Here is a 20,644-nt window from a genome sequence, read left to right on the forward strand (position 1 = left end):
CTTGTAAATAATCTATATTTATAGAAAAGGGCTCCTAAGGGAGCCCTTTTTGATATTTCAATCACGACAGAGAATGATATGAAAGAATCGATTCAAGTTACCTTAGAGCAGTTAAGAGAAACTCTGCATTATCACGCCGTTCGTTATTACGTAGAAGATAGCCCTGAGATCCCTGATGTCGAGTACGATCGATTAATGCAGCAATTGCTAAAGATTGAAGAAGAGAACCCAGAGCTTGTGACGGTGGATTCACCAAGCCAGCGTGTTGGCGGTCAGCCTTTAGATGGCTTCACGCAAGTAACTCACGAAATCCCAATGCTTTCTCTAGATAATGCATTCTCTGACGAAGACTTGGATGCGTTTAATAAGCGTATGTCGGATAGAGCACCAACCGCGAACCTTAAAACTTTCTGTTGTGAGCCTAAGCTCGATGGTCTTGCTGTGAGCTTGCTCTATGTTAATGGCACCTTAGTTCAAGCTGCGACTCGTGGTGACGGTGCGACTGGCGAAAACATTACAGAAAACGTACGAACGATCAGTTCGATTCCACTTAAGCTGCAAGGCGAAGGTTGGCCCGAGCGTATCGAAGTTCGTGGTGAAGTGTTCATGCCAAAAGCAGGTTTCGATAAGTTAAACGAAATGGCGTTGAAGAAAGGCGAAAAAGTCTTTGTTAACCCACGTAATGCCGCTGCAGGTAGCTTACGTCAGCTGGATTCTCGTATTACAGCGAAACGCCCGCTGGCTTTCTATGCCTACAGTGTTGGTGTTGTAGAGGGCGCTGAGCTTTCTAATAGCCACTATCAACGCTTCTTACAGCTGAAAGGTTGGGGTTTACCTATGTGTCCTGAGACTAAGCAGCTTAGCTCACTTGAGGACGTAAAGGCTTATTACCAAGATATCATGACTCGTCGTGATGCTCTGGCTTATGAGATTGATGGTGTGGTTATCAAAGTCGACGATATTGCCGCACAAGAGGTGCTTGGCTTTGTTGCTAGAGCTCCTCGCTGGGCGATTGCTTACAAATTCCCAGCGCAAGAAGAGATCACTCTGCTTAACGATGTTGAGTTTCAGGTAGGACGTACAGGCGCTATTACGCCTGTTGCTAAACTGGAACCTATCTTTGTTGGTGGCGTGACGGTGAGTAATGCCACACTCCACAACGCAGACGAGATTGCTCGTCTAGGTGTTAAGGTAGGCGATAGCGTTATTATTCGACGAGCTGGTGACGTGATTCCACAGATCGTCGCGGTTGTACAAGATCGTCGTCCTGAGACAGCGAAAGACATAGTTTTCCCTGATGCTTGCCCTGTATGTAGTTCTGCCGTTGAGCGTGTTGAAGGCGAAGCGGTAGCGCGTTGTACTGGCGGTCTCGTGTGTCAGGCGCAGCGTAAAGAAGCACTTAAACACTTTGTTTCTAGAAAGGCGCTAGACGTTGATGGATTGGGCGTTAAAGTAATTGAGCAGCTTGTGGACCGTGAAATGGTAGAAACGCCTGCTGACTTATTTAAGCTTAGTGCTGGCGTGATTACTGTCCTTGACCGAATGGGGCCTAAATCGGCACAAAACGTCGTGAGTGCGCTGAATAAAGCTAAAGACACGACATTAGCGCGTTTCCTTTATTCACTCGGTATTCGTGAAGTCGGTGAAGCGACAGCGATGAACTTGGCGCAACACTTTAAAACGCTAGAACTGGTTCAAGCAGCCACTCATGAACAGTTAGTAGAAGTGTCAGATATTGGTGATATCGTTGCTAGCCACATCACCAGCTTCTTCTCACAAGAGAAAAACAGAGCGGTTGTCGATCAGTTGATAGAGCTTGGTGTGAATTGGCCAATCATCGAAGAAGCTGCCGATGACCAAGAGTTACCATTAGAAGGCAAAGTCGTTGTGTTAACAGGTTCACTGTCGCAATTAGGTCGAAGTGAAGCGAAAGCAGCTTTGCAAGCATTAGGTGCGAAAGTGACGGGTAGCGTATCGAAGAAAACTGATATCTTATTTGCTGGTGAAGCTGCGGGTTCTAAACTAACTAAAGCACAAGATTTAGGAATCGAAATAAGAACCGAAGAAGATCTAATTGCCCTTATATCGTAAGTAAATTCAGATAAAAAAAGCTCAAAGGCACTCCTTTCAAAGGAGTGCCTTTTTTGTGTTTGTTATAAATTCGCAATCTTTTTGTTTGTTGAGAATTTTGTGCCTATACGAAGTCTCAAATCAGGACAGTGATGGTGCTCAACATTAATGAAATGCTGTTCTAGTTGTACTTAAAATGCGAGTCATATCTATTTTTATAAAAGGTGTTTTTGTTTAAATTGTTGTTTTTATTTGGAATTACTGTTTTGGGTTGTGAGGTTTTCATTTTATCGATCTGGATCACTAAGTACCTACTAAATTTGCACCAACTCATATTTTTTTAGATGAAAATTAAGTTCTCATTGATCTTTTTGAGGGCGAAGTTAGTCTTAATGCCATGGATGCACGATGTGTATACCCAGAAAGGAAATAGAGAATTCAGCGTTAAGGGTTCTCAAACAAGAAAAGGTATTTCTCTCTACGGCGGCCAACTTTAGGCGGGAAATATTCAAACAGCTATATCCATTTTTAGGAGTTTTATTCCATGGAAAACAAAATTTTCAAACGTACTCTACTAGGTGCATCCGTTGCACTTTTATCGACAGGCGTAATGGCGAAAGAAGTTGGTATCAACTCTGACTTCAACGTTGACGTATACGGTGTTGCAGCTATCTCTCTAGTGAACTACAACACAACTGACAACAATGACTCTAGCTCTGGCTATGCTGTAGAGAATGAATCTCGTATCGGCTTCCGTGCTCACAAAGATATGTTTGAAGACGTTACTATCACAATGCAGATCGAATCTGGCTACGTAGATAGCACAGACTGGTCTCACGGTGGCGTTTCAGGTGGTGTTCTAGGTTTCCGTGATACGTTCGTTGGTGCTTCAGGCTCTTGGGGTAACCTTCGTGTGGGTCGTGTTCTTACACCACTATACGAAATCGTCGACTGGCCATTCTCTAACCCTGGTCTAGGTTCTGTATTCGATTGGGGCGGCATCAACGGTCACTACGATCGTCAATCTAACCAAGTACGTTACGATTCAGCTAAATTTGGTGGTTTCTCTTTTGCAGCTTCTGTTGGTCGTGATGATAACGACAACGGTGGTGGTGCAGCTACTCGTGATGCAAACTTTGTTGGCGCAAGTGCTAAGTACAGCTTCGAAAAAGTAACATTCATGGGTGCGGTTGAATCTGGTACTCGTGTAGTTGCGGAGACTGGTGGTGAGTATGTTGTAGCTCAAGAAGACATTAAAGATGCAAACGGCAACGTAACTACGCCTAAAGGTGAAATTTACCTAACTGATACTGTAGCTGGTTACGATGACGACACATTCGCATACATCGTTGGTTTTGAAGCTAGCCTACCAGCAGGTTTCGGTTTCGCTGCAGCATATAAAGGCGAAGAGCTAGACAACGGTATCCGTAAAGTGACTCAAGATTCTTACTCTATCATCGGTCAATACTGGAATGGTCCAATCGGTTTCAAACTAGGTTACGCAGCTAACCTTGAGTCTGAAACAAATGGTTCTAAAGATGCTAACTCAGACAGCAACACTATTTCTGGTCAGCTGATGGCTGTTCATAACGGTTTCGTACCTTACCTACGTGTAGCGGGTCGTACTGTTGGTGACGCTGATACAGATATCGTAACTCGCGTTGGTCTTGAATACGGTTTCTAAGCTAGAATCTTTAGCTTAAACAGTTAGATAAAAACCAAAACGCTGGTAAATTTTGTTTGCCAGCGTTTTTCCATAGTGAACATAAGGAATTAGTCATAATGAATAAAGTTAGTGTAGTTGTATTATCATTATTTTTGGGAGCTTGTAGTTCACTCGATTCACAAAGTAATTTTGCAGACTCAGTTGCAGATGTACAGCCAAAAGGTGGTTACATTCAAGTGACTGGACAATCTTATGTAGCGGAAAGTAAAGCGAACGTCGGTGCTGATATCCTGAAATCGTCACTCTACTTTACATACAACAAAGAAGTAACACAGAACTCGGCTCCAGAATCTTCAATTATCATGGATGTGAGTTACTTCCAGAGCTATAAAGAATACGAAACCGTAAGCTTTTTTGGAAAGACGATAGACCTTGAAGAGAGACAGGTTCCAAGAGAGAGCTGCAGCGAACACTGCACAAAGACTCAATATATTGAATTTCCATTGAGCGAAGCTGACATTCAGCAAGCAAGAGAAAAGAACTTAGAATTTACACTTGATGGACAAAACTCAGTAATGAGTACAACTTTCATTGTGCCGAAAGCGTATATCGACACAATCTATAATGGCGCAAATAATCATACAGCTATGGCTGTTGCGCCAGTAGCGGTGCCTGTTGCGGCTGTAGTTGCTGAAGAACCAAAAGCGTCTCAAGCTCAAGAGATGGTTAATTATTGGTACGGTGAAGCAACAAAAGAAGAGCAAGCTGCAGTAACAGATTGGGCATTCAAGAACCGTAAGAACGCGAACCCAGCATCATTAGAAGGCTCAAAAGAGATCGAAATGGTTTCATACTGGTTCAACAAGCTAGACAGTGAAGAAAAATCTCAAACTATGATTTGGTTGTTAGAGCAAGAGTAAGCCTTTAACGTTACGCCCTAACTATGTTTTTCAACCGCAGTATTGTATAACAGCAGTACTGCGGTTTTTCATTTTAGGCTTACAGGTAAGATTGTGAATATTGGTGAAGTAGCGAAGCGTGTTGGTACAACAGCGAAATCCATTCGTTTTTACGAAAGTAAAGGCATGATGAGTCCTCCACATCGTTCAGAAAATGGCTATAGGCAATACGGTGAGATTCACATCGAACAGTTAGAGTTTGTACTAAGAGCTAAAATGGTTGGGTTTACCCTTGATGAGTGTAAATCACTGGTTGAGTTGGCAATGAATCCCAATAGAGAAAGCTACGAGGTAAAAAAGAAGGCAACGCAGAAGTTAGATGAAATAGAGTTGAAGCTTGCTGAGTTAAATAAGATGAAAGCTCAACTGCAATCTTGGGTCCATGACTGCCCTGGTGATGCTTCAACGGAATGTCCTATCTTAAACAATCTATCTGGCCGCAGTTAGGTTGTGTCAGTTATAAATAATCGTCAGGCTGCAATTACATTACTAGCCTGACTTTAGTCTCCTATCACAGCACTTTTCCGCCGTAATGTTTACAAATCAGTAATGGCACGTGAGTGACTGCATTACCATCTGAACATTTTACAATAGGCCCCATGTTTCCGTTACCAGGAGACTGGCTGCTCGCGAGAGCGCTTCCGAATGATAAGCTGAAAATAGCCGTTAGAATTATTAAAAAATGTCTCATACAAACTCCATTAGGTTTATCTCTGATTGAGATAAATGAAAGTATGGACAAGGAAAATAAAATTTCAAAAATTGGACGGACTTAACATTTTTAATAATTATAATTAAGCGAGAGTCAGGCTAATCATTCATATATATCTTGGGTAAGAAATCTGGCTTTCTTATACCTTTTTAGCTTAATCAAACTTTTTAGCTTTACGAAATAAGAACTTATTTTTTTTTCAATTCAATCTATCGCAATGATAATTCTAATATTATTAAGGTTCAAAAATAGAAAAAGCCTGCATTTATTGAAAACACAGGCTCTATATAGCACTTGATTATAAAGGTTCTATTATTAGAACTATTCCGTCTAAAGCGACAATCTTAATTTCGGTGCCAGATGGAATATCTTGACTCGCCTTTGCAGACCAAGAAGAGTCACCGAACTTAATTCGGCAGCTACCTTTCTTTACGTCTTCACTTAGAATAACGGTTTGACCTACCAGTTGCTTTTCTCTTTGGTTTAACTCTCGCCCTGCATCCGATTGTTTGTCATTCGAGAGTTGTCTTCTCCACCACAACCAAGTCGTGATAAGTGAAAAGCTTGCAAAGGATAGCCATTGCATCTGCCAACCAATTGGTAGAGCACCCAAAAGTGCACCGACCAACATGGCAGATATGCCTATCCATAAAAAGTAACCAGCGGTTCCAACCAGTTCAAGTGCAAGCAGCGCTAGACCAAATGCGAGCCAGTGCCAGTGGTTTACTTGTTCTAGTAATTCGACCATAAGTTAGTCCTTACTACCTTTGTCATTCTTATGCGCAAACATCTCTGCAATACCCGCGACAGAACCCATTAGGCCTGTGGCTTCAAGTGGTAACATGATGATCTTACCGTTTTCTGCTTGACCTATTGATTTCAGTGCGTCGGTGTAGCCTTGTGCAATAAAGTAGTTTACGGCTTGCATGTCACCTTGAGCAATCGCCGTTGATACCATTTCTGTTGCTTTCGCTTCTGCTTCTGCAGCACGTTCACGAGCTTCTGCTTGAAGTATCGCGGCTTGTTTTTCACCTTCTGCTTTCAGGATCTCTGACTGCTTGTGACCTTCTGCTTTTAGGATCTCTGCTTGTCTTACGCCTTCTGCTTCTAAGATATCAGCACGTTTGTTTCGTTCTGCCTTCATTTGAGCATTCATCGCGGCGGTAAGATCGGCTGGCGGTTGTACGTCTTTAATCTCAATACGCGTAACTTTTACGCCCCAAGGGTTAGTTGCTTCATCGACGATGTTAAGCAATTTGGTATTGATCATGTCACGCTGGCTGAGCATTTCATCCAGTTCCATAGAACCCAGTACAGTACGGATATTGGTGAGGGTTAAGTTACGGATCGCGTGCTCAAGATCGTTCACTTCATAGGCCGCTTTAGGGGCATCGATAACCTGAACAAAACACACCGCATCAATAACTACGTTCGCGTTGTCTTTAGAGATGACCTCTTGAGCTGGGATGTCGAGAACACGCTCCATCATGCTGATGCGTTGTCCTACTTTATCAATAAACGGAATGATTAAGTTTAAGCCCGGTCTTAGGGTATGTGTGTAGCGACCGAAGCGTTCTACCGTCCAGTTATTGCCTTGCGGAACGGTTTTGACTCCGGCGAAAATAAATAGCAGTGCGACGACGGTAAAGACGCCGATAGTAATTAATGTATCAATAGCCATACAAAATCCTTTGCAAGTTTAAGTTTTTGATAGTTCATTATTGATACTGGCTCATATTTAAAATCGGAGCAAATTTATAAACGAAAAATGGGCCATAAAATATTGATTTTATGGCCCATTTGGCATTCTTACATTCGATAAACTAATTGATTAAATTGTTAGTTTTCGAAGTGTTTTACAACGCTTAACTTAACTGGCGTCGACGATTGCTAATAAAGCAGAGAGTACAACTGTCGACGGTATTTACTCGCAACTGGGTTGCCTTGTCCAAGCGCACTTAAGATATCCATGAATTCTTTCTTCATGTCACCATCTAGAGTATTCAGGTCTTTTGCTAGGAAAGACCACAGTAGCTCCATTGCTTCTTCGCTACGGTTCACTTGGTGGTATTGCAGTGCCAATTCAGAGGCCGTTTTAGCATCGCTTGGGTTTTGCTGAAGAGCGGATTCTAGTGCTTGAATCTCAGGGCTGTCTGCTGCCTGTTTATGAAGTTCAAGCTTCGCAACTAAGCCTTTGTAGTAGTTGTCTTGGTACTCAAGTGGGATGGTTGCTAGCTGAGTTTCAGCAAGGTCAAACTGTTGTGTTTCTAACAAACACTCTGCTATCGCCAGTTTTACTTCACCTTTGTTTGTAAGTTCAGCAGGAAGCTGTTGCATTGCCGCTAGAGCTTGAGTGTGATCGCCTGCTTGCATTAACTCAAGAGCTTGGCGCAGTGCGAGTTCATCTTGACTAGGAAGGTGTTTGCTTAGCATCTCTACAATCGCGTCTAAGCTTTGAGGACCACCCAATCCGTCGACAGGTTGACCGTTAACAAACAGTGCAATCGTAGGCAATGCTTGAACACCAAATTGACTAGCAATCGCTTGTTCTTGCTCGCAATTCAAGAGTGCTAACGTGAAAGCACCGTTGTATTGCTGAGTTAATGTTTGGAGTTCAGGAATGACTTGGGCGCTCTCTTGGCTCATTGGTGCCCAAAAATGGATGAGTACAGGGGTCTGCATCGAACCTTCTAATACTTGACGAAAGTTCTGCTCATTAAGTTCAACAATATGCGGAGATTGCATTTACGTTCCTTGAGGTTTGTTTTGTGGATACGTTGCAAATATGGGGTGAGAAGTCGGTAACTTCAAGATCTAACTCAGTTATCTCAGATAAAAAGCGCCAAAAATAGAAAAACGCCATGCTTCGATGTTGATAGAGTTGTTATCTCAACACGGAAGACACAGCGTTCTCATTGAGGTGGTCAGTGAGGTATTACTTAAGATATTCAAAACAGAATAAACAACGTAATAGCCAAACTCACACCTACCCAATTAAGGCGGTTTAAAGTCATGAAATATCCAGAAGTCGCGTCATCAATTGGGAATAATTGATGAGATAGGCTAAATCATGACATCTTATTGTTACGAATAAATTACATCGTTACATTAAAGTTTGCGACTATGCATTCAAAGTTAGTAATTTATGCTGCTTTTCTCAAAATAGGGTCTAGCAAGCGGCTTGGTAGTAGCCTTTTTAACACTGCGAACACCTTAGTTGGTGTCGTCACTCGGTATCTTAACTTAGGTTTATCGGCTGTCAGCGCGTGAAAAACGGGTTCAATGCAGCTTTCTGCAGGCAAAACAAAAGCGTTATTCGACGACTCTTTTTCAAGTCGGTCTTTTTGCTGCTGGTAAGCTTCTTGATGGACACTGCCCTCGATGCGTATCCACTTATTAAAGGCCTTTAGGGCGTTGGTTCTAAACTGGGTTTCGATAGGGCCGGGTTGAAGTAATGAAATGTGTATGCCGCTGCCATGCAGTTCTAATCGCACTGTATCCGTCCAACCTTCAATCGCAAACTTTGAAGCGTTGTAGGCACCGCGATATTTCATAGCGGCGAAGCCTAATACTGAACTGTTTTGTACGATTCGTCCTTCGCCACGTTCACGCATGTGCGGGAGGATCTGGCAAACGAGATGGTGCCAGCCGAAAAAGTTGGTTTCGAATTGCTCTCTGAGTCCTTGAGTCGGTAAGTCTTCTAGCGCACCTGCTTGGCCGTAAGCGCCGTTGTTGAATAATCCATATAGTCCGTTAGGTGCGAGTTCAATTGCAAGCTTGGCGCCATGTTCAATACTTTCTTGGTTGGAAAGATCGAGTTGAATGCAGGTGAGACCTTCATCTTGAAGGCGTTGAACATCTTGTGATTCACGACAAGATGCAATGACATGAAAACCGCGTTTTTGCAGTGCATGAGCACATGTATAGCCAATACCCGTTGAGCAACCGGTGATAAGAATCGACTTGTTCACGCTTAATCCTTTATTAGAGTCTCTATGACTCTAGAGTAAAGAATTAGTCTTGATGTTGTAACAAGTTTTTTAGTGCAGGCTCGATTCTTGAGTAACTAAAGATGAACCCCATTTCAGTGAGCTTTTTTGGTTTGGATCGGATGCTATCAAACAGCAAACAAGATGATTCTCCCATCAGAAGTGACATTGCCCATTTCGGTGTGAACAAGAAATGCGGACGGCCTAATTGTTTGGCTAACGTGCTACTGAATAGCTTGTTAGTCACAGGGTGTGGCGCGCACATATTAAACTCGCCTTGAGCGTGAGGAATAGACAACAAGTGGTTAATGGCTCGCACCATATCTAGCATGTGAATCCATGGCATGTACTGTTTGCCAGAACCTAGAGGCCCACCTACGCCGAGTTTGTAGGGCATTAGCATTTTCTTTAGCGCGCCGCCATTTTCTCCCAATACAATCCCAGTTCTGAGTAGTATCACTCGCGTGTTATCTGATTGAGCTCGTTTAGCTATCTCTTCCCAGTGAGCACAAACTTTATGAGGGAAGCTCTCATCCTCCACTTGTAATGATTCATCAAACGGATGCTGTTGTTGATCGCCATAATAACCGACGGCTGAACCACTAATGAAAACCTCAGGCGGATTGCTGCTGGCATGAATTAACTCGACCAACTTTTCTGTGATGTGCCAGCGGCTACTGCAGATTCTCTCTTTTTGTTCTTCGCTCCAACGCTTGTCGGCTATCGGTTCGCCAGCAAGGTTAACCACCACATCGAAGTCATTAAGGTTGCTCAGTTCGTCAAGGGATTGAATGTAATGAAGGTTGTTCTGGTTCAGGTGATTTAGATTTTGCTTTGCTTTTTCAGGGCTCCGCGTCAGCAATGTCACATCGTCAGTGTTCCAGCTTTTAACCAATTCAGAGCCAATAAATCCCGTACCACCAGTTAACAATATCTTCATACCAATCTCCTTATTAAACATAATTATAGACATGGCTTGTTTTTAATCGCCAATCAATACGAAAAAATCACTATAACGATCAGTTGGTTTCAATCGTGTGATACCCAAATTACGCCTTTTAAAATTAAAGAATGAGTGAAATAAAATTCATTTGGCCAAGATGTGTACCGTTATCACACTTATGGATTTTACTCGGATATGTTACCAACTGCGTAATATTTATCACATAAGGAATGATAAGGATTTGCCATGATTATTAGTAACTAATAACCCGACACAATTTCAGCGATAAGGAGTGGTGATGGCAGCAGTACTTGCTTTGTTTCGAGCCATGCTAGGCAGCCTCCGAGATCTATTGCCGATTGTCGCGGTGATCGCCTTTTTCCAGCTGGCTGTGTTGCAAGAGCCGCTTCCTCATCTGTTATCAATTCTAACTGGCTTAGTGCTGGTGGTCTTTGGGTTAACCTTCTTCATATTCGGCCTAGAAATGGGCCTATTCCCAATCGGTGAGTCTATGGCTCAAGCCTTTGCTCGCAAAGGGAGTGTGTTCTGGTTACTGACATTTGCTTTTTGTTTGGGCTTTGGAACAACCATTGCAGAACCTGCGTTAACTGCGGTGGCGGCTGAGGCAGCAGAAGTGGCCGCCGAGGGAGGTGTTATCCCCAATACTCTTGATGAAATGGAAGAATATGCAGATGGTCTGCGTTTTACCGTAGCATTGTCGGTCGGTATTGCCATCTTACTTGGGGTATTGCGAATATTAAAAGGGTGGCCAATTCAATACATGATCGTCGGTGGGTATATTGGCGTGGTGGTGCTTACTGCTTTCGCCCCTGAAAATATCATTGGGATAGCGTATGACTCTGGTGGAGTGACAACATCAACCATCACCGTTCCGTTGGTGACAGCATTAGGAGTGGGTTTAGCTTCAGCAATCAAGGGCCGTAATCCAATGATCGATGGCTTTGGGTTGATCGCCTTTGCGTCACTGTTGCCGATGATGTTTGTCATGGTCTATGGGATGGTGGTGACATGATCAGTGCACAGCAGTTTATCGATACCTTTTTAGGTACCGTGATGGATGTGATTCCGATTGCGGTGATCATTTTTGGTTTTCAGCTGGCGGTGTTACGTAAGCCTGTGAACAATTTAGCCAAGGTGCTGATTGGTTTTTTCTACGTCATCCTTGGGTTGTCCCTTTTCTTGATGGGACTGGAACTCGCACTGTTTCCCTTAGGGGAGACCATGGCCATGCAGTTGACCGAACCAAGTTTCCTGACTGAGTTTAAAGTCAGCTCTGGCCTGACATTAGCTTGGTTTGATTATTATTGGGTTTATCTTTTTGCATTCTGCATTGGTTTTAGTACCACGATCGCTGAGCCTTCATTGATTGCGGTGGCTATTAAGGCAAATCAAGTATCCGGCGGCAGTATCAGCGTGAATGGATTGAGAATCGCCGTGGCGCTAGGAGTCGCTATCGGTATCTCGCTCGGAAGCTATCGGATCGTTGCGGGTGACCCAATCCATTACTACATCATTTTTGGCTATGTTGTCGTGGTCATTCAAACCTTTTACGCCCCCAAATTGATCATCCCATTGGCCTATGATTCTGGCGGAGTGACAACATCCACCGTGACCGTTCCATTAGTGACGGCGTTAGGGCTAGGCCTCGCTTCAACTGTACCTGGACGAAACCCTGTGATTGATGGCTTCGGCTTAATTGCTTTTGCCAGCTTATTTCCGATTATTTCAGTGATGGGCTATGCCCAAATAACACAATGGTTAAACCGTTTACACACCTCTAAGGAGAGCAAAGATGCGCTTTAAACTTATCTTAGCGTTTGTAGAAGAGAGCAAGACAGACAGTGTGCTCGATGCCGCGCGTGATGCGGGCGCAACTGGAGCAACGGTGATCAACAATGCCAGAGGGCAAGGTCTAAACCAAAAAACCACCTTCTTTGGTTTAACCTTGGAGGTGCAAAAAGATGTGTTGTTGTTTGTCGTCGAGGAGCATTTGGCGAGACATATTTTAGAAACCATCGGTGAAGTCGGAGAGTTCGACCAAGAGTCAGGGCAAGGCATTGCTGTTCAGATCGATGTTGAAGATGCGGTCGGGGTCGCGCACCAAGTCGAGACATTAACCAAAGTTGTGGAGGATGAGCTATGAATACGGGTGAGACAATTCGAGTCAGCGATGTAATGGCTAACACTTATGTGATTATTGACGGGCTAACGACGGTGTTAGAAGCGATTGAGATGGCAAAAAAGCACAAAGTAAAAGCCATCATCGTCGATAAACGTCATGAGGATGATGAATACGGCATCGTGTTGATGAATGACATAGCTAAGAAAGTGTTAGCGAAGAACCGATCGCCTAAGCGTACTAACGTTTATGAAATCATGACTAAACCGGCTTTGAGCGTGTCTGCCGATATGAATGTGAAGTATTGTGCACGCTTATTTGAGCGTTTTGGTATCAGTCGTGCTCCAGTGGTCAGTGACCATAAGATAGTCGGTATGGTTAGTTACAATAATATCGTGATCAACGGTATGGCGAGAGATGACGTGTAGCCGTTAGATACGTACAATAGGCTCATAAATTTTATGGAGAAGTACGTGTGAAATTATTTTTTGCTTCAGACCTACACGGTTCGCTGCCAGCAACAGAAAAAGTATTAGAGCTATACCAAGCATCTGGTGCGCAATATTTGGTTCTATTGGGTGACATTCTGAATCATGGTCCAAGAAACCCGATTCCAGAGGGATACAACCCGCCGGCGGTTGCAGAGAAGTTGAATGCGTTTTCTCAAGAGATCATTGCCGTTCGTGGTAACTGCGACAGCGAAGTGGATCAGATGCTGTTGTCTTTCCCAATGATGATGGATTACTCATGGGTACTGCTTGAGTCAGGTCAGCGTATCTTCTTAACTCATGGTCACCTGTACAACACAACGAAGCGACCAGCACTGAAAGCGGGCGATATTATTGCTCACGGTCATACTCATATCCCAGTTGCTGAATACCAAGATGACATCTTCATTTTCAACCCTAGCTCGGTGACATTCCCACGAGAAGGGCACGCAGCAAGCTATGGCCTATATGAAGACAACACCTTCAAAGTGATCAGCCTTGAAGGTGACCTGATTGTGAGCGGTCAGCTTTAATTAATAAAATCGGTCGCGTAGCTTTACTTTGAATCCACGTGGCCGAGGTCTTTGTCTGGAGCAATGATGTTTCGTACTCTTTGTTTCAGAACTTTAGCCTCAGGAAAGCCGCCATCTGCTTTTCTTTCCCAAATCTGTGTCCCATTACAAAAGATCTCGAATCGTCCGCCCGTATCAGGGTGTAGACTGACTTGTTCTATCTCCTCACTGAAAGTGTGCAGCAATTCTTGGCACAACCAGCTTGAGCGAAGCATCCAATTGCATTGACGGCAATAGTGTATTGCTATCGTCGCTTTCAATACTGTTGTCGTGGTTGGATTCGATTCCGTATTCATAGTTAATCCTTTAAAATTTTAAATCAATAGCTTGATACCGACGGCAAACGTCAATATTTCGAAGGCCGTTTTGACGAGCTGATTGCTTGAACGGTTGGCAAGAAATGCGCCTAGGCTTCCACCTATAAATGAGCTAAGTAGAAGTATGGGTAGCCACAACCAGTATATGGGTGCGCCAGCTTGTACGATTGCGATACCGCCGATGCCATTCCAGAACAGGCCAACACATATCATGGTGAGCGCCACGGCTTGTTTATAAGTGAAACCAAACCAGCGAACAAGAAACAAGGTCACCAACAGTCCTGAGCCAGCAGTCAGAGAGCCATTGATGACGCCAATCAGCGCAAGCCCAATGCCACCAATAATCCAACCTTTAGTATCTCTATTCTTGGGTTGTTCCTCTTGCCCTAATTGTTTCTTGAGTCGTGAGTAGATGCCAAGCGCTAGGATCATCGCCCCAAGCAGTTTTTGTGCAATATCATCTGGAATCAGTAACACGATATTTGCCCCAATAACAACGCCGACGCTGCCAACAAGGATCAGATAACAACAAATTCTCCAACTGAGCGTGCCGCCTTTAATATGTGTATAAGCTGCGCCCAAACCTAAAGCGACACTGGCGACTTTGTGTGTTGCTAAGGCGACTGAGAAGGGGAGGCCAAGAAAGATAAGCAGTGGGAATTGAAGTAGCCCAGCACCACCACCCGATAAGGAAGCGAGGGTATTGGCGATCAATGAACCAAAAAAGAGGGCAAGTGAGTTTATCCAATCCATAGAATTTCGTACTTGTAAGTTTTAGATAACAAAAAGGGGCATCATGCCCCTTTTCTATTGGTTTACCGTTTCATGGTATTCAGCTATTGATACACAGTAAATAGCTTTCCAATGTTAGTTTGAAAACAATACGGTTGAACCGTGATTTAAGCTAGTCAGTAGCAGTGCTTTCGGGTTAACGATGTCGATGCGTCGGCTTTGCTCTGCATCCATCTTAATAACCTGAGTGATCAATTCGAGCTGCCCTTCCGAAAAATCTTGGCGTTGAGCTGAAGTCACATCTTTAAACTCTGTTGGAGAAACTAATAGGTAGTTGTCGTTGATATCCCACTGACCCGTTTCCGAAATGTTGATGACATTCGCAGGCTCAGTTTGAGTACCATATAGTCTAACCACTGACATTCTCAGGTATGTACCATTTGGTAGGTATTTCGCATTCGAAGACAGCTCAACTTTACGAAGCGGGCCGATTGAGTCCGCTTGCTTGTTGTCGCTGATCAGAGTGACCATCTTAGATTGCCATTCATGTGCAGTAAGTAGGCGCTCTACTTTTGCATCGCTTCCCCAATATAGCCAACCACTCAAAAATGCAGATAGAACCAGTAAAATAATCGATACTTTTAATTTCATGTTACTGACCACCGTTACAAATGTCGTTTACATCCGACTGGTTTGCGTAAATTCTTAGGGTTACATTCTCGCTCGAGTAATCTTGCGGGTGAATGTAGTTGAGGGCAAGGTTGTTGGTTTGTCCACCTGTTGCGATCACTTCAGTCGGCTTAAGCATGCCAGTGTGATTGGTGTTGTAACGTAATACACACTTCTCTATCGCTGGTAGCCAACTGCTGAGGTCTGGGTGGTTAACTGGTGATTGAACCTTTACGCCATCCACTTCAGCCAATGTTTTGAACTCGGATTCTGCCGGGTTAGTAAACGTTAAAACGAGAATCGGCATGATGAAAGCAATAAGTAGCAACCAAAACGTTAACCCCTTATTTGTGCTTTTAGCTGGAGTTGCAGCAGGAGCTCGTGTTGGTTCAGCTTCGACATTGGTTTCTTGAACCTTTGCTACTGGCTCTGACTCAACCGTTTCAGTAACCGTTTCTTCAGTCGCTGCAGGCGTTGCAAACGTCAAGATAGGTTCTACGTCATTTTCGGCAATTTCAGCAGCTACTGGCTGATCATTTGATGAAAGTGGTGCAGAGCGCTCAACGGTCGCAATGAATTGATAACCGCGTTTAGGCACTGTCTTTACGAATTCTGGGGATTTGGTCGAATCTTTCAGCATCTTTCTTAGTGTTGATACAGCTTGCGTTAAGCTAGAGTCATCAACCTCAAAGCCTTGGTCTCGCCAAACATACTCGTGTAATTCATTACGAGTGATAACTTCATTGGGTCTTTCCGACAGCATAAGGAGAATGCGGCTTTCATTGCTGCCAAGGCGTACGACTTCGCCGTCGCTCATTTGGTCAACAAGTGAGTTGCTGTTTGGATCGAAGACGAACCGCTGCGCGAGAATAAACTTTGTGCCGATATTGCTCATTGAATTCTTCTACTTTTGGATGATTTGGGGTGCGAAATAGACAAATCTCAGGTGAAGTTCAGTTAATTCTTCACCAAATCATGGCTTCTTTTATGTTCTTTTATATTTATCAGACTCAAGGATAATAAAAACAGATCAAAAAAACAGTGTTTTTATGATTTTTGACCTTGAATTTACATTTGTCATCCTCATGTTAATGAACATAAGAGTGGCATCAAGTGTTACGCCCCTATGGTTATTCAACATAAAGTATAGATGTTTTGGAGTAAAAATGAGCGAAACGGCAACGCAAAATAAAGAGACTCGTGGCTTTCAATCTGAAGTAAAACAACTACTTCATCTAATGATTCACTCACTGTATTCAAATAAAGAAATCTTCCTACGTGAGCTGATCTCTAACGCATCTGACGCGGCTGACAAGCTTCGTTTTCAAGCCCTATCTAATGGTGACCTTTACCAAGGCGATGCTGATTTAGGTGTAAAACTTTCATTTAACGCTGAAGCAAACACTTTAACTATTTCTGATAACGGTATCGGCATGAGCCGCGACAACGTTATTGAGCATTTAGGTACGATTGCTAAATCAGGCACTGCAGACTTCTTCTCAAAACTGTCTGAAGACCAAAGCAAAGACTCTCAATTGATTGGTCAATTTGGTGTTGGTTTCTACTCAGCATTCATCGTTGCAGACGCGGTAACCGTTCGCACTCGTGCGGCTGGCCTAGCAAACAATGAAGCCGTTCAATGGCACTCTGCTGGTGAAGGCGATTACACAATCGAAGACATCACAAAAGAATCTCGCGGTACTGACATCATTCTGCACATGCGTGAAGACGGTAAAGAGTTCTTAAATGAATGGCGTCTGCGTGAAGTGATTGGTAAGTACTCTGATCACATCGGTATCCCTGTTTCTATCTTCACAGCTGTGAAAGATGACGAAGGTAAAGACACCGAAGAGAAGCACTGGGAACAGATTAACAAGGCGCAAGCGCTTTGGACTCGTAACAAATCTGATATCGAAAAAGAAGAGTATCAAGAGTTCTACAAGCACGTATCTCACGACTTTGCTGATCCACTGACGTGGAGTCACAACAAGGTTGAAGGTAAGAACGACTACACAAGCCTGCTTTACATCCCAGCTAAAGCACCTTGGGACATGATGAACCGTGACCATAAGAGCGGCTTAAAGCTTTATGTACAGCGTGTATTCATCATGGACGATGCTGAACAGTTCATGCCATCTTACATGCGTTTCGTTCGCGGCTTGATTGATTCAAATGATCTGCCTCTGAACGTGTCGCGTGAAATTCTTCAAGATAACAAGGTGACTCAGTCTCTTCGTGGCGCATGTACTAAGCGTGTTCTAACTATGCTTGAGCGCATGGCGAAGAACGACAACGACAAGTACTTAGAGTTTTGGAAAGAGTTTGGCCTAGTAATGAAAGAAGGCCCAGCTGAAGACATGGCGAACAAAGAGAAGATCGCGGGTCTACTTCGTTTTTCATCAACGGAAGTGGATTCAGCTGAACAAACTATCAGCCTAGAATCTTACGTTGAGCGCATGAAAGAAGGTCAAGATAAGATCTATTACCTAACAGCAGATAGCTACGCTGCAGCTAAGAACAGCCCGCACTTGGAGCAGTTCAAAGCAAAAGGTATTGAAGTGGTTCTAATGTACGATCGCATTGATGAGTACGTAATGAACTACCTAACTGACTTTGATGGCAAACAGTTCCAATCGATCACAAAAGCGGGCTTAGACTTAAGCAAGTTTGAAGGTGAAGAAGAGAAAGAGAAGCAGAAAGAGACTGAAGAAGAGTTCAAGTCTGTTGTAGAGCGCACTCAATCTTACCTAGGTAGTCGTGTAAAAGAAGTTCGCACAACATTTAAGTTAGCAACAACACCGGCTGTGGTTGTAACTGACGACTTCGAAATGGGTACGCAAATGGCTAAGCTTCTTGAAGCTGCAGGTCAAGCGGCACCTGAAGTGAAGTACATCTTCGAGATTAACCCTGAGCACGCTCTGGTTAAACAGATGGCCGACGAAGCAGACGAGCAAGCGTTTGGTCGTTGGGTTGAGTTGCTACTTGGTCAAGCGATGCTGGCTGAAAAGGGCTCAATGGAAGATCCGTCACAATTCTTGGGTGCAATCAACGAGCTACTGACAAAGCGTTAGTCTTTCGACTTTAGGTTAAGCCAACAATTGTAATAAAAAGCTCGCAAATGCGGGCTTTTTTTATGAACGTCGCTGAAAATCTATTAAACGTGGTCAACGTCACCGTTATCGTAACAACAAATGTTGCCGATACATTCTTTAGTCGTAAATTCAGCCAAATTGAATATTAATGTGATAGAATGCTCGACCTAATCAGCTGGAGCTAGGAACTCATTCCTTCCAGTTGTATGATTTTTAAACGTTATACCGAAACTTACCGTTTTGCTTCTGTTTACAGTTTTGCTTAACCTCAGCTGTTACCTAACTTTTCCTGTTTATCTTAAATATGAACGAGGAAGGTGGGATAGTGAGCTTCGGTATAAATCATAATTTTATAAGAGGATTAAACATGCGCATCATTCTTCTAGGTGCTCCTGGCGCGGGTAAAGGTACTCAAGCTAACTTCATCATGAACAAATTTGGTATCCCTCAAATTTCAACTGGTGACATGCTACGTGCTGCTATCAAAGCGGGTACTGAGCTTGGTAAGCAAGCAAAATCAGTAATCGACGCTGGTCAGCTAGTTTCTGATGAAATTATCCTTGGTCTTATCAAAGAGCGTATCGCTCAAGATGACTGTGAGAAAGGTTTCCTACTAGACGGTTTCCCACGCACAATCCCACAAGCTGATGGCCTCAAAGAAATGGGCATCGCTGTTGATTACGTTGTTGAATTCGACGTAGCTGACGATGTGATTGTTGAGCGTATGGCTGGTCGTCGTGCTCACCTTCCTTCAGGCCGTACATACCACACTGTGTACAACCCGCCTAAAGAAGAAGGTAAAGATGACGTAACTGGCGAAGAGCTAGTTGTACGTGATGACGACAAAGAAGAAACAGTTCGTGCACGTCTAGGCGTATACCACGATCAAACAGCTCCGCTTATCTCTTACTACGGTAAAGAAGCTGAAGCAGGCAACACTCAGTACCTTAAGTTTGACGGTACTAAGCAAGTTGCTGAAGTTAGTGCAGAACTTGAGAAAGCACTAGCATAATTGGCTAACAGCCAGTTTTAGAATTTGATATATTGGAAGCGACCTTAAGGGTCGCTTTTTTTGTTTCAATTTTTAGTACGATACCAATCTAGATAATTCGATTACACATCGTTCAAAACGAAACCGTTTTTGATGAAGATGGCTCATAATCGAGAGTAGATGTTGCGATCCCATTTAAAGAATGATTATTCAGACATTTAGTGGGAAGCAATGATCTTAAACTTATGCAGATTAGTATATTACTTTCCAGAAAATCACATATTGGTCTCAGGTATCTATGGAAAATAATAAAAAGCAGGGCGTTTTACTGGTGAACTTAGGTACGCCAGATTCTGCGACCCCAGCTGGCGTTCGTCGATTTTTGAGTGAGTTCTTGCATGACAAGCGAGTAGTGAACCTAACTCGTTGGCTTTGGTGTCCTATTCTGCATGGGGTGATTCTTCCTATTCGTTCACCTAAGGTCGCGAAGCTATATCAATCGGTTTGGATGGATGATGGCTCACCACTGCTTGTTTACTCGCAAAGACAAGCGGAAAAGCTAGAGAAAAAATTAGAGATGCCGGTTGCATTGGGAATGACCTATGGTAACCCAAGCCTTAAGACGGGTATCGAGCAACTGATGGAGCAGGGCGTAGAAGACATTATCGTACTACCTTTGTACCCTCAGTACTCTGGCACAACGACAGCGGCTGTTTCTGATGGCTTAACCAAAGCTTTTAAGCAGATGCCTGTAATCCCGAGTTATCGCTTTGTTCGTGACTACTATTCACACCCGAGCTATGCCAAAGCACTGGCTGAAAGCGTTCGTAGCCATTGGGATCAAAATGGTAAAGCCGATCATTTGGTTTGTTCGTTCCACGGCATTCCGAAGCGCTTAGCTGATGAAGGCGATATCTACCCACAGCATTGTGAAGCAACGACAAAACTGCTTGCAGCAGAGCTAGGTTTATCTGAAGAAGACATTACCATGACCTACCAATCTCGATTTGGTCGAGAGGAGTGGTTGAAGCCTTACACAGACGAAACACTAGAGTCATTGCCAGGAAAGGGTATTAAGAAGATTGATATCATGGCTCCTGCATTCTCGGTGGATTGCTTGGAAACATTGGAAGAGATTTCAGACCAGTGTAAAGAGACTTTCATCGAAGCTGGTGGCTCAGACTTTAGCTACATTATGTGTCTTAACGATAGAGACTCGCATATCGACATGATGGCTGAACTGGTAGCGCTTCATCGCTAATTGATGTGTCGATTGAATAGATAACAAAAGGGCTGCTCATTGA

General features: G+C 43.6%; 21 protein-coding genes. 12 read left to right on the forward strand and 9 right to left on the reverse strand.

Annotation, left to right across the window (positions count from 1 at the left end):
- The first annotated feature begins 78 nt into the window (after positions 1-78).
- The 4 genes from ligA to cueR all read left to right on the forward strand — a co-directional run bounded on the left by ligA (position 79) and on the right by cueR (position 5,142).
- Complete coding sequence (gene ligA, locus L1D37_RS18550; protein ID WP_123301000.1) at positions 79-2,091, forward strand: NAD-dependent DNA ligase LigA; 2,013 nt, start codon at positions 79-81, stop codon at positions 2,089-2,091.
- 523 nt (positions 2,092-2,614) lie between these two features.
- Positions 2,615-3,754, forward strand: a complete 1,140-nt coding sequence (locus tag L1D37_RS18555; RefSeq protein WP_239848746.1) for a porin — start codon at positions 2,615-2,617, stop codon at positions 3,752-3,754.
- 98 nt (positions 3,755-3,852) lie between these two features.
- A complete protein-coding gene (locus tag L1D37_RS18560; protein ID WP_239848747.1) occupies positions 3,853-4,656 on the forward strand; it encodes a DUF2057 domain-containing protein in 804 nt (267 codons plus the stop codon).
- Between the two features lie 93 nt (positions 4,657-4,749).
- Positions 4,750-5,142 (forward strand): Cu(I)-responsive transcriptional regulator, encoded by a 393-nt coding sequence (gene cueR / locus L1D37_RS18565; RefSeq protein ID WP_061038747.1) that lies wholly within the window; start codon positions 4,750-4,752, stop codon positions 5,140-5,142.
- Between the two features lie 563 nt (positions 5,143-5,705).
- Here the strand turns inward: cueR and L1D37_RS18570 are convergent.
- From L1D37_RS18570 to L1D37_RS18590, 5 genes are all read right to left on the reverse strand, one after another.
- On the reverse strand, positions 5,706-6,155 hold the full coding sequence (locus L1D37_RS18570) for an NfeD family protein (RefSeq protein ID WP_048660872.1): 450 nt from the start codon (positions 6,153-6,155) through the stop codon (positions 5,706-5,708).
- A gap of 3 nt (positions 6,156-6,158) precedes the next feature.
- Positions 6,159-7,088: an SPFH domain-containing protein gene (locus L1D37_RS18575; RefSeq protein WP_017629595.1), complete on the reverse strand. Its 930-nt coding sequence runs from the start codon at positions 7,086-7,088 to the stop codon at positions 6,159-6,161.
- Between the two features lie 209 nt (positions 7,089-7,297).
- A complete protein-coding gene (locus L1D37_RS18580) occupies positions 7,298-8,152 on the reverse strand; it encodes a co-chaperone YbbN (protein WP_239848748.1) in 855 nt (284 codons plus the stop codon).
- A 398-nt stretch (positions 8,153-8,550) separates the two neighbouring features.
- A complete protein-coding gene (locus L1D37_RS18585; RefSeq protein WP_239848749.1) occupies positions 8,551-9,378 on the reverse strand; it encodes an SDR family oxidoreductase in 828 nt (275 codons plus the stop codon).
- Positions 9,379-9,421: 43 nt separating this feature from the next.
- Complete coding sequence (locus tag L1D37_RS18590; RefSeq protein ID WP_239848750.1) at positions 9,422-10,336, reverse strand: TIGR01777 family oxidoreductase; 915 nt, start codon at positions 10,334-10,336, stop codon at positions 9,422-9,424.
- Between the two features lie 301 nt (positions 10,337-10,637).
- On the opposite strand from L1D37_RS18590, the gene L1D37_RS18595 reads away from it, so the two are divergent.
- From L1D37_RS18595 to yfcE, 5 genes are read left to right on the forward strand one after another with little or no spacing between them, the layout of a single operon-like run.
- Positions 10,638-11,372, forward strand: coding sequence for a DUF1538 domain-containing protein (locus L1D37_RS18595; protein WP_239848752.1), 735 nt, complete (start codon positions 10,638-10,640; stop codon positions 11,370-11,372).
- A complete protein-coding gene (locus L1D37_RS18600; RefSeq protein WP_239848753.1) occupies positions 11,369-12,163 on the forward strand; it encodes a DUF1538 domain-containing protein in 795 nt (264 codons plus the stop codon). The genes L1D37_RS18595 and L1D37_RS18600 overlap by 4 nt, the downstream gene beginning before the upstream one ends.
- Positions 12,153-12,503 (forward strand): P-II family nitrogen regulator, encoded by a 351-nt coding sequence (locus tag L1D37_RS18605; RefSeq protein ID WP_146490385.1) that lies wholly within the window; start codon positions 12,153-12,155, stop codon positions 12,501-12,503. The genes L1D37_RS18600 and L1D37_RS18605 overlap by 11 nt, the downstream gene beginning before the upstream one ends.
- Positions 12,500-12,907 carry a CBS domain-containing protein gene (locus tag L1D37_RS18610; protein ID WP_017629601.1) on the forward strand — a complete coding sequence of 136 codons (408 nt, stop codon included), beginning with the start codon at positions 12,500-12,502 and terminating at the stop codon, positions 12,905-12,907. Before L1D37_RS18605 ends, L1D37_RS18610 begins: the two co-directional genes overlap by 4 nt.
- Before the next feature lie 47 nt (positions 12,908-12,954).
- Positions 12,955-13,500 (forward strand): phosphodiesterase, encoded by a 546-nt coding sequence (gene yfcE, locus L1D37_RS18615; protein ID WP_161752329.1) that lies wholly within the window; start codon positions 12,955-12,957, stop codon positions 13,498-13,500.
- 23 nt (positions 13,501-13,523) lie between these two features.
- On the opposite strand, the gene L1D37_RS18620 is transcribed toward yfcE, so the two are convergent.
- From L1D37_RS18620 to L1D37_RS18635, 4 genes are all read right to left on the reverse strand, one after another.
- On the reverse strand, positions 13,524-13,835 hold the full coding sequence (locus tag L1D37_RS18620) for a SelT/SelW/SelH family protein (RefSeq protein WP_161752327.1): 312 nt from the start codon (positions 13,833-13,835) through the stop codon (positions 13,524-13,526).
- An 18-nt stretch (positions 13,836-13,853) separates the two neighbouring features.
- A complete protein-coding gene (locus L1D37_RS18625) occupies positions 13,854-14,609 on the reverse strand; it encodes a sulfite exporter TauE/SafE family protein (RefSeq protein ID WP_239848755.1) in 756 nt (251 codons plus the stop codon).
- 114 nt (positions 14,610-14,723) lie between these two features.
- Positions 14,724-15,239: a regulatory protein ToxS gene (locus tag L1D37_RS18630; RefSeq protein ID WP_017629605.1), complete on the reverse strand. Its 516-nt coding sequence runs from the start codon at positions 15,237-15,239 to the stop codon at positions 14,724-14,726.
- Position 15,240: 1 nt separating this feature from the next.
- The gene (locus L1D37_RS18635; protein ID WP_239848757.1) at positions 15,241-16,152 is read right to left on the reverse strand and encodes a transcriptional regulator; all 912 of its coding nucleotides are present in this window, start codon (positions 16,150-16,152) and stop codon (positions 15,241-15,243) included.
- 271 nt (positions 16,153-16,423) lie between these two features.
- Here L1D37_RS18635 and htpG point away from each other — a divergent pair, with 271 nt between their 5' ends.
- The 3 genes from htpG to hemH all read left to right on the forward strand — a co-directional run bounded on the left by htpG (position 16,424) and on the right by hemH (position 20,601).
- Positions 16,424-18,328, forward strand: coding sequence for a molecular chaperone HtpG (htpG, locus tag L1D37_RS18640; RefSeq protein ID WP_019820241.1), 1,905 nt, complete (start codon positions 16,424-16,426; stop codon positions 18,326-18,328).
- A gap of 388 nt (positions 18,329-18,716) precedes the next feature.
- On the forward strand, positions 18,717-19,361 hold the full coding sequence (gene adk, locus L1D37_RS18645; protein ID WP_048660860.1) for an adenylate kinase: 645 nt from the start codon (positions 18,717-18,719) through the stop codon (positions 19,359-19,361).
- 277 nt (positions 19,362-19,638) lie between these two features.
- Positions 19,639-20,601: a ferrochelatase gene (gene hemH / locus L1D37_RS18650; RefSeq protein ID WP_239848758.1), complete on the forward strand. Its 963-nt coding sequence runs from the start codon at positions 19,639-19,641 to the stop codon at positions 20,599-20,601.
- Positions 20,602-20,644: the final 43 nt, after the last annotated feature.

The sequence above is a fragment of the Vibrio sp. Isolate33 genome (genome assembly GCF_022397895.1).
Taxonomy (GTDB): Bacteria; Pseudomonadota; Gammaproteobacteria; order Enterobacterales; family Vibrionaceae; genus Vibrio; species Vibrio pomeroyi.

What these genes read in the sequence shown, in the direction of transcription:
- ligA (WP_123301000.1), top strand. Translation starts at nt 79, where the DNA reads ATGAAAGAATCGATTCAAGTTACCTTAGAGCAGTTAAGAGAAACTCTG.
- L1D37_RS18555 (WP_239848746.1), top strand. Translation starts at nt 2,615, where the DNA reads ATGGAAAACAAAATTTTCAAACGTACTCTACTAGGTGCATCCGTTGCA.
- L1D37_RS18560 (WP_239848747.1), top strand. Translation starts at nt 3,853, where the DNA reads ATGAATAAAGTTAGTGTAGTTGTATTATCATTATTTTTGGGAGCTTGT.
- L1D37_RS18570 (WP_048660872.1), bottom strand. Translation starts at nt 6,155, where the DNA reads ATGGTCGAATTACTAGAACAAGTAAACCACTGGCACTGGCTCGCATTT.
- L1D37_RS18575 (WP_017629595.1), bottom strand. Translation starts at nt 7,088, where the DNA reads ATGGCTATTGATACATTAATTACTATCGGCGTCTTTACCGTCGTCGCA.
- L1D37_RS18580 (WP_239848748.1), bottom strand. Translation starts at nt 8,152, where the DNA reads ATGCAATCTCCGCATATTGTTGAACTTAATGAGCAGAACTTTCGTCAA.
- L1D37_RS18590 (WP_239848750.1), bottom strand. Translation starts at nt 10,336, where the DNA reads ATGAAGATATTGTTAACTGGTGGTACGGGATTTATTGGCTCTGAATTG.
- L1D37_RS18595 (WP_239848752.1), top strand. Translation starts at nt 10,638, where the DNA reads ATGGCAGCAGTACTTGCTTTGTTTCGAGCCATGCTAGGCAGCCTCCGA.
- L1D37_RS18600 (WP_239848753.1), top strand. Translation starts at nt 11,369, where the DNA reads ATGATCAGTGCACAGCAGTTTATCGATACCTTTTTAGGTACCGTGATG.
- L1D37_RS18605 (WP_146490385.1), top strand. Translation starts at nt 12,153, where the DNA reads ATGCGCTTTAAACTTATCTTAGCGTTTGTAGAAGAGAGCAAGACAGAC.
- L1D37_RS18610 (WP_017629601.1), top strand. Translation starts at nt 12,500, where the DNA reads ATGAATACGGGTGAGACAATTCGAGTCAGCGATGTAATGGCTAACACT.
- L1D37_RS18620 (WP_161752327.1), bottom strand. Translation starts at nt 13,835, where the DNA reads ATGAATACGGAATCGAATCCAACCACGACAACAGTATTGAAAGCGACG.
- L1D37_RS18625 (WP_239848755.1), bottom strand. Translation starts at nt 14,609, where the DNA reads ATGGATTGGATAAACTCACTTGCCCTCTTTTTTGGTTCATTGATCGCC.
- L1D37_RS18630 (WP_017629605.1), bottom strand. Translation starts at nt 15,239, where the DNA reads ATGAAATTAAAAGTATCGATTATTTTACTGGTTCTATCTGCATTTTTG.
- L1D37_RS18635 (WP_239848757.1), bottom strand. Translation starts at nt 16,152, where the DNA reads ATGAGCAATATCGGCACAAAGTTTATTCTCGCGCAGCGGTTCGTCTTC.
- htpG (WP_019820241.1), top strand. Translation starts at nt 16,424, where the DNA reads ATGAGCGAAACGGCAACGCAAAATAAAGAGACTCGTGGCTTTCAATCT.
- adk (WP_048660860.1), top strand. Translation starts at nt 18,717, where the DNA reads ATGCGCATCATTCTTCTAGGTGCTCCTGGCGCGGGTAAAGGTACTCAA.
- hemH (WP_239848758.1), top strand. Translation starts at nt 19,639, where the DNA reads ATGGAAAATAATAAAAAGCAGGGCGTTTTACTGGTGAACTTAGGTACG.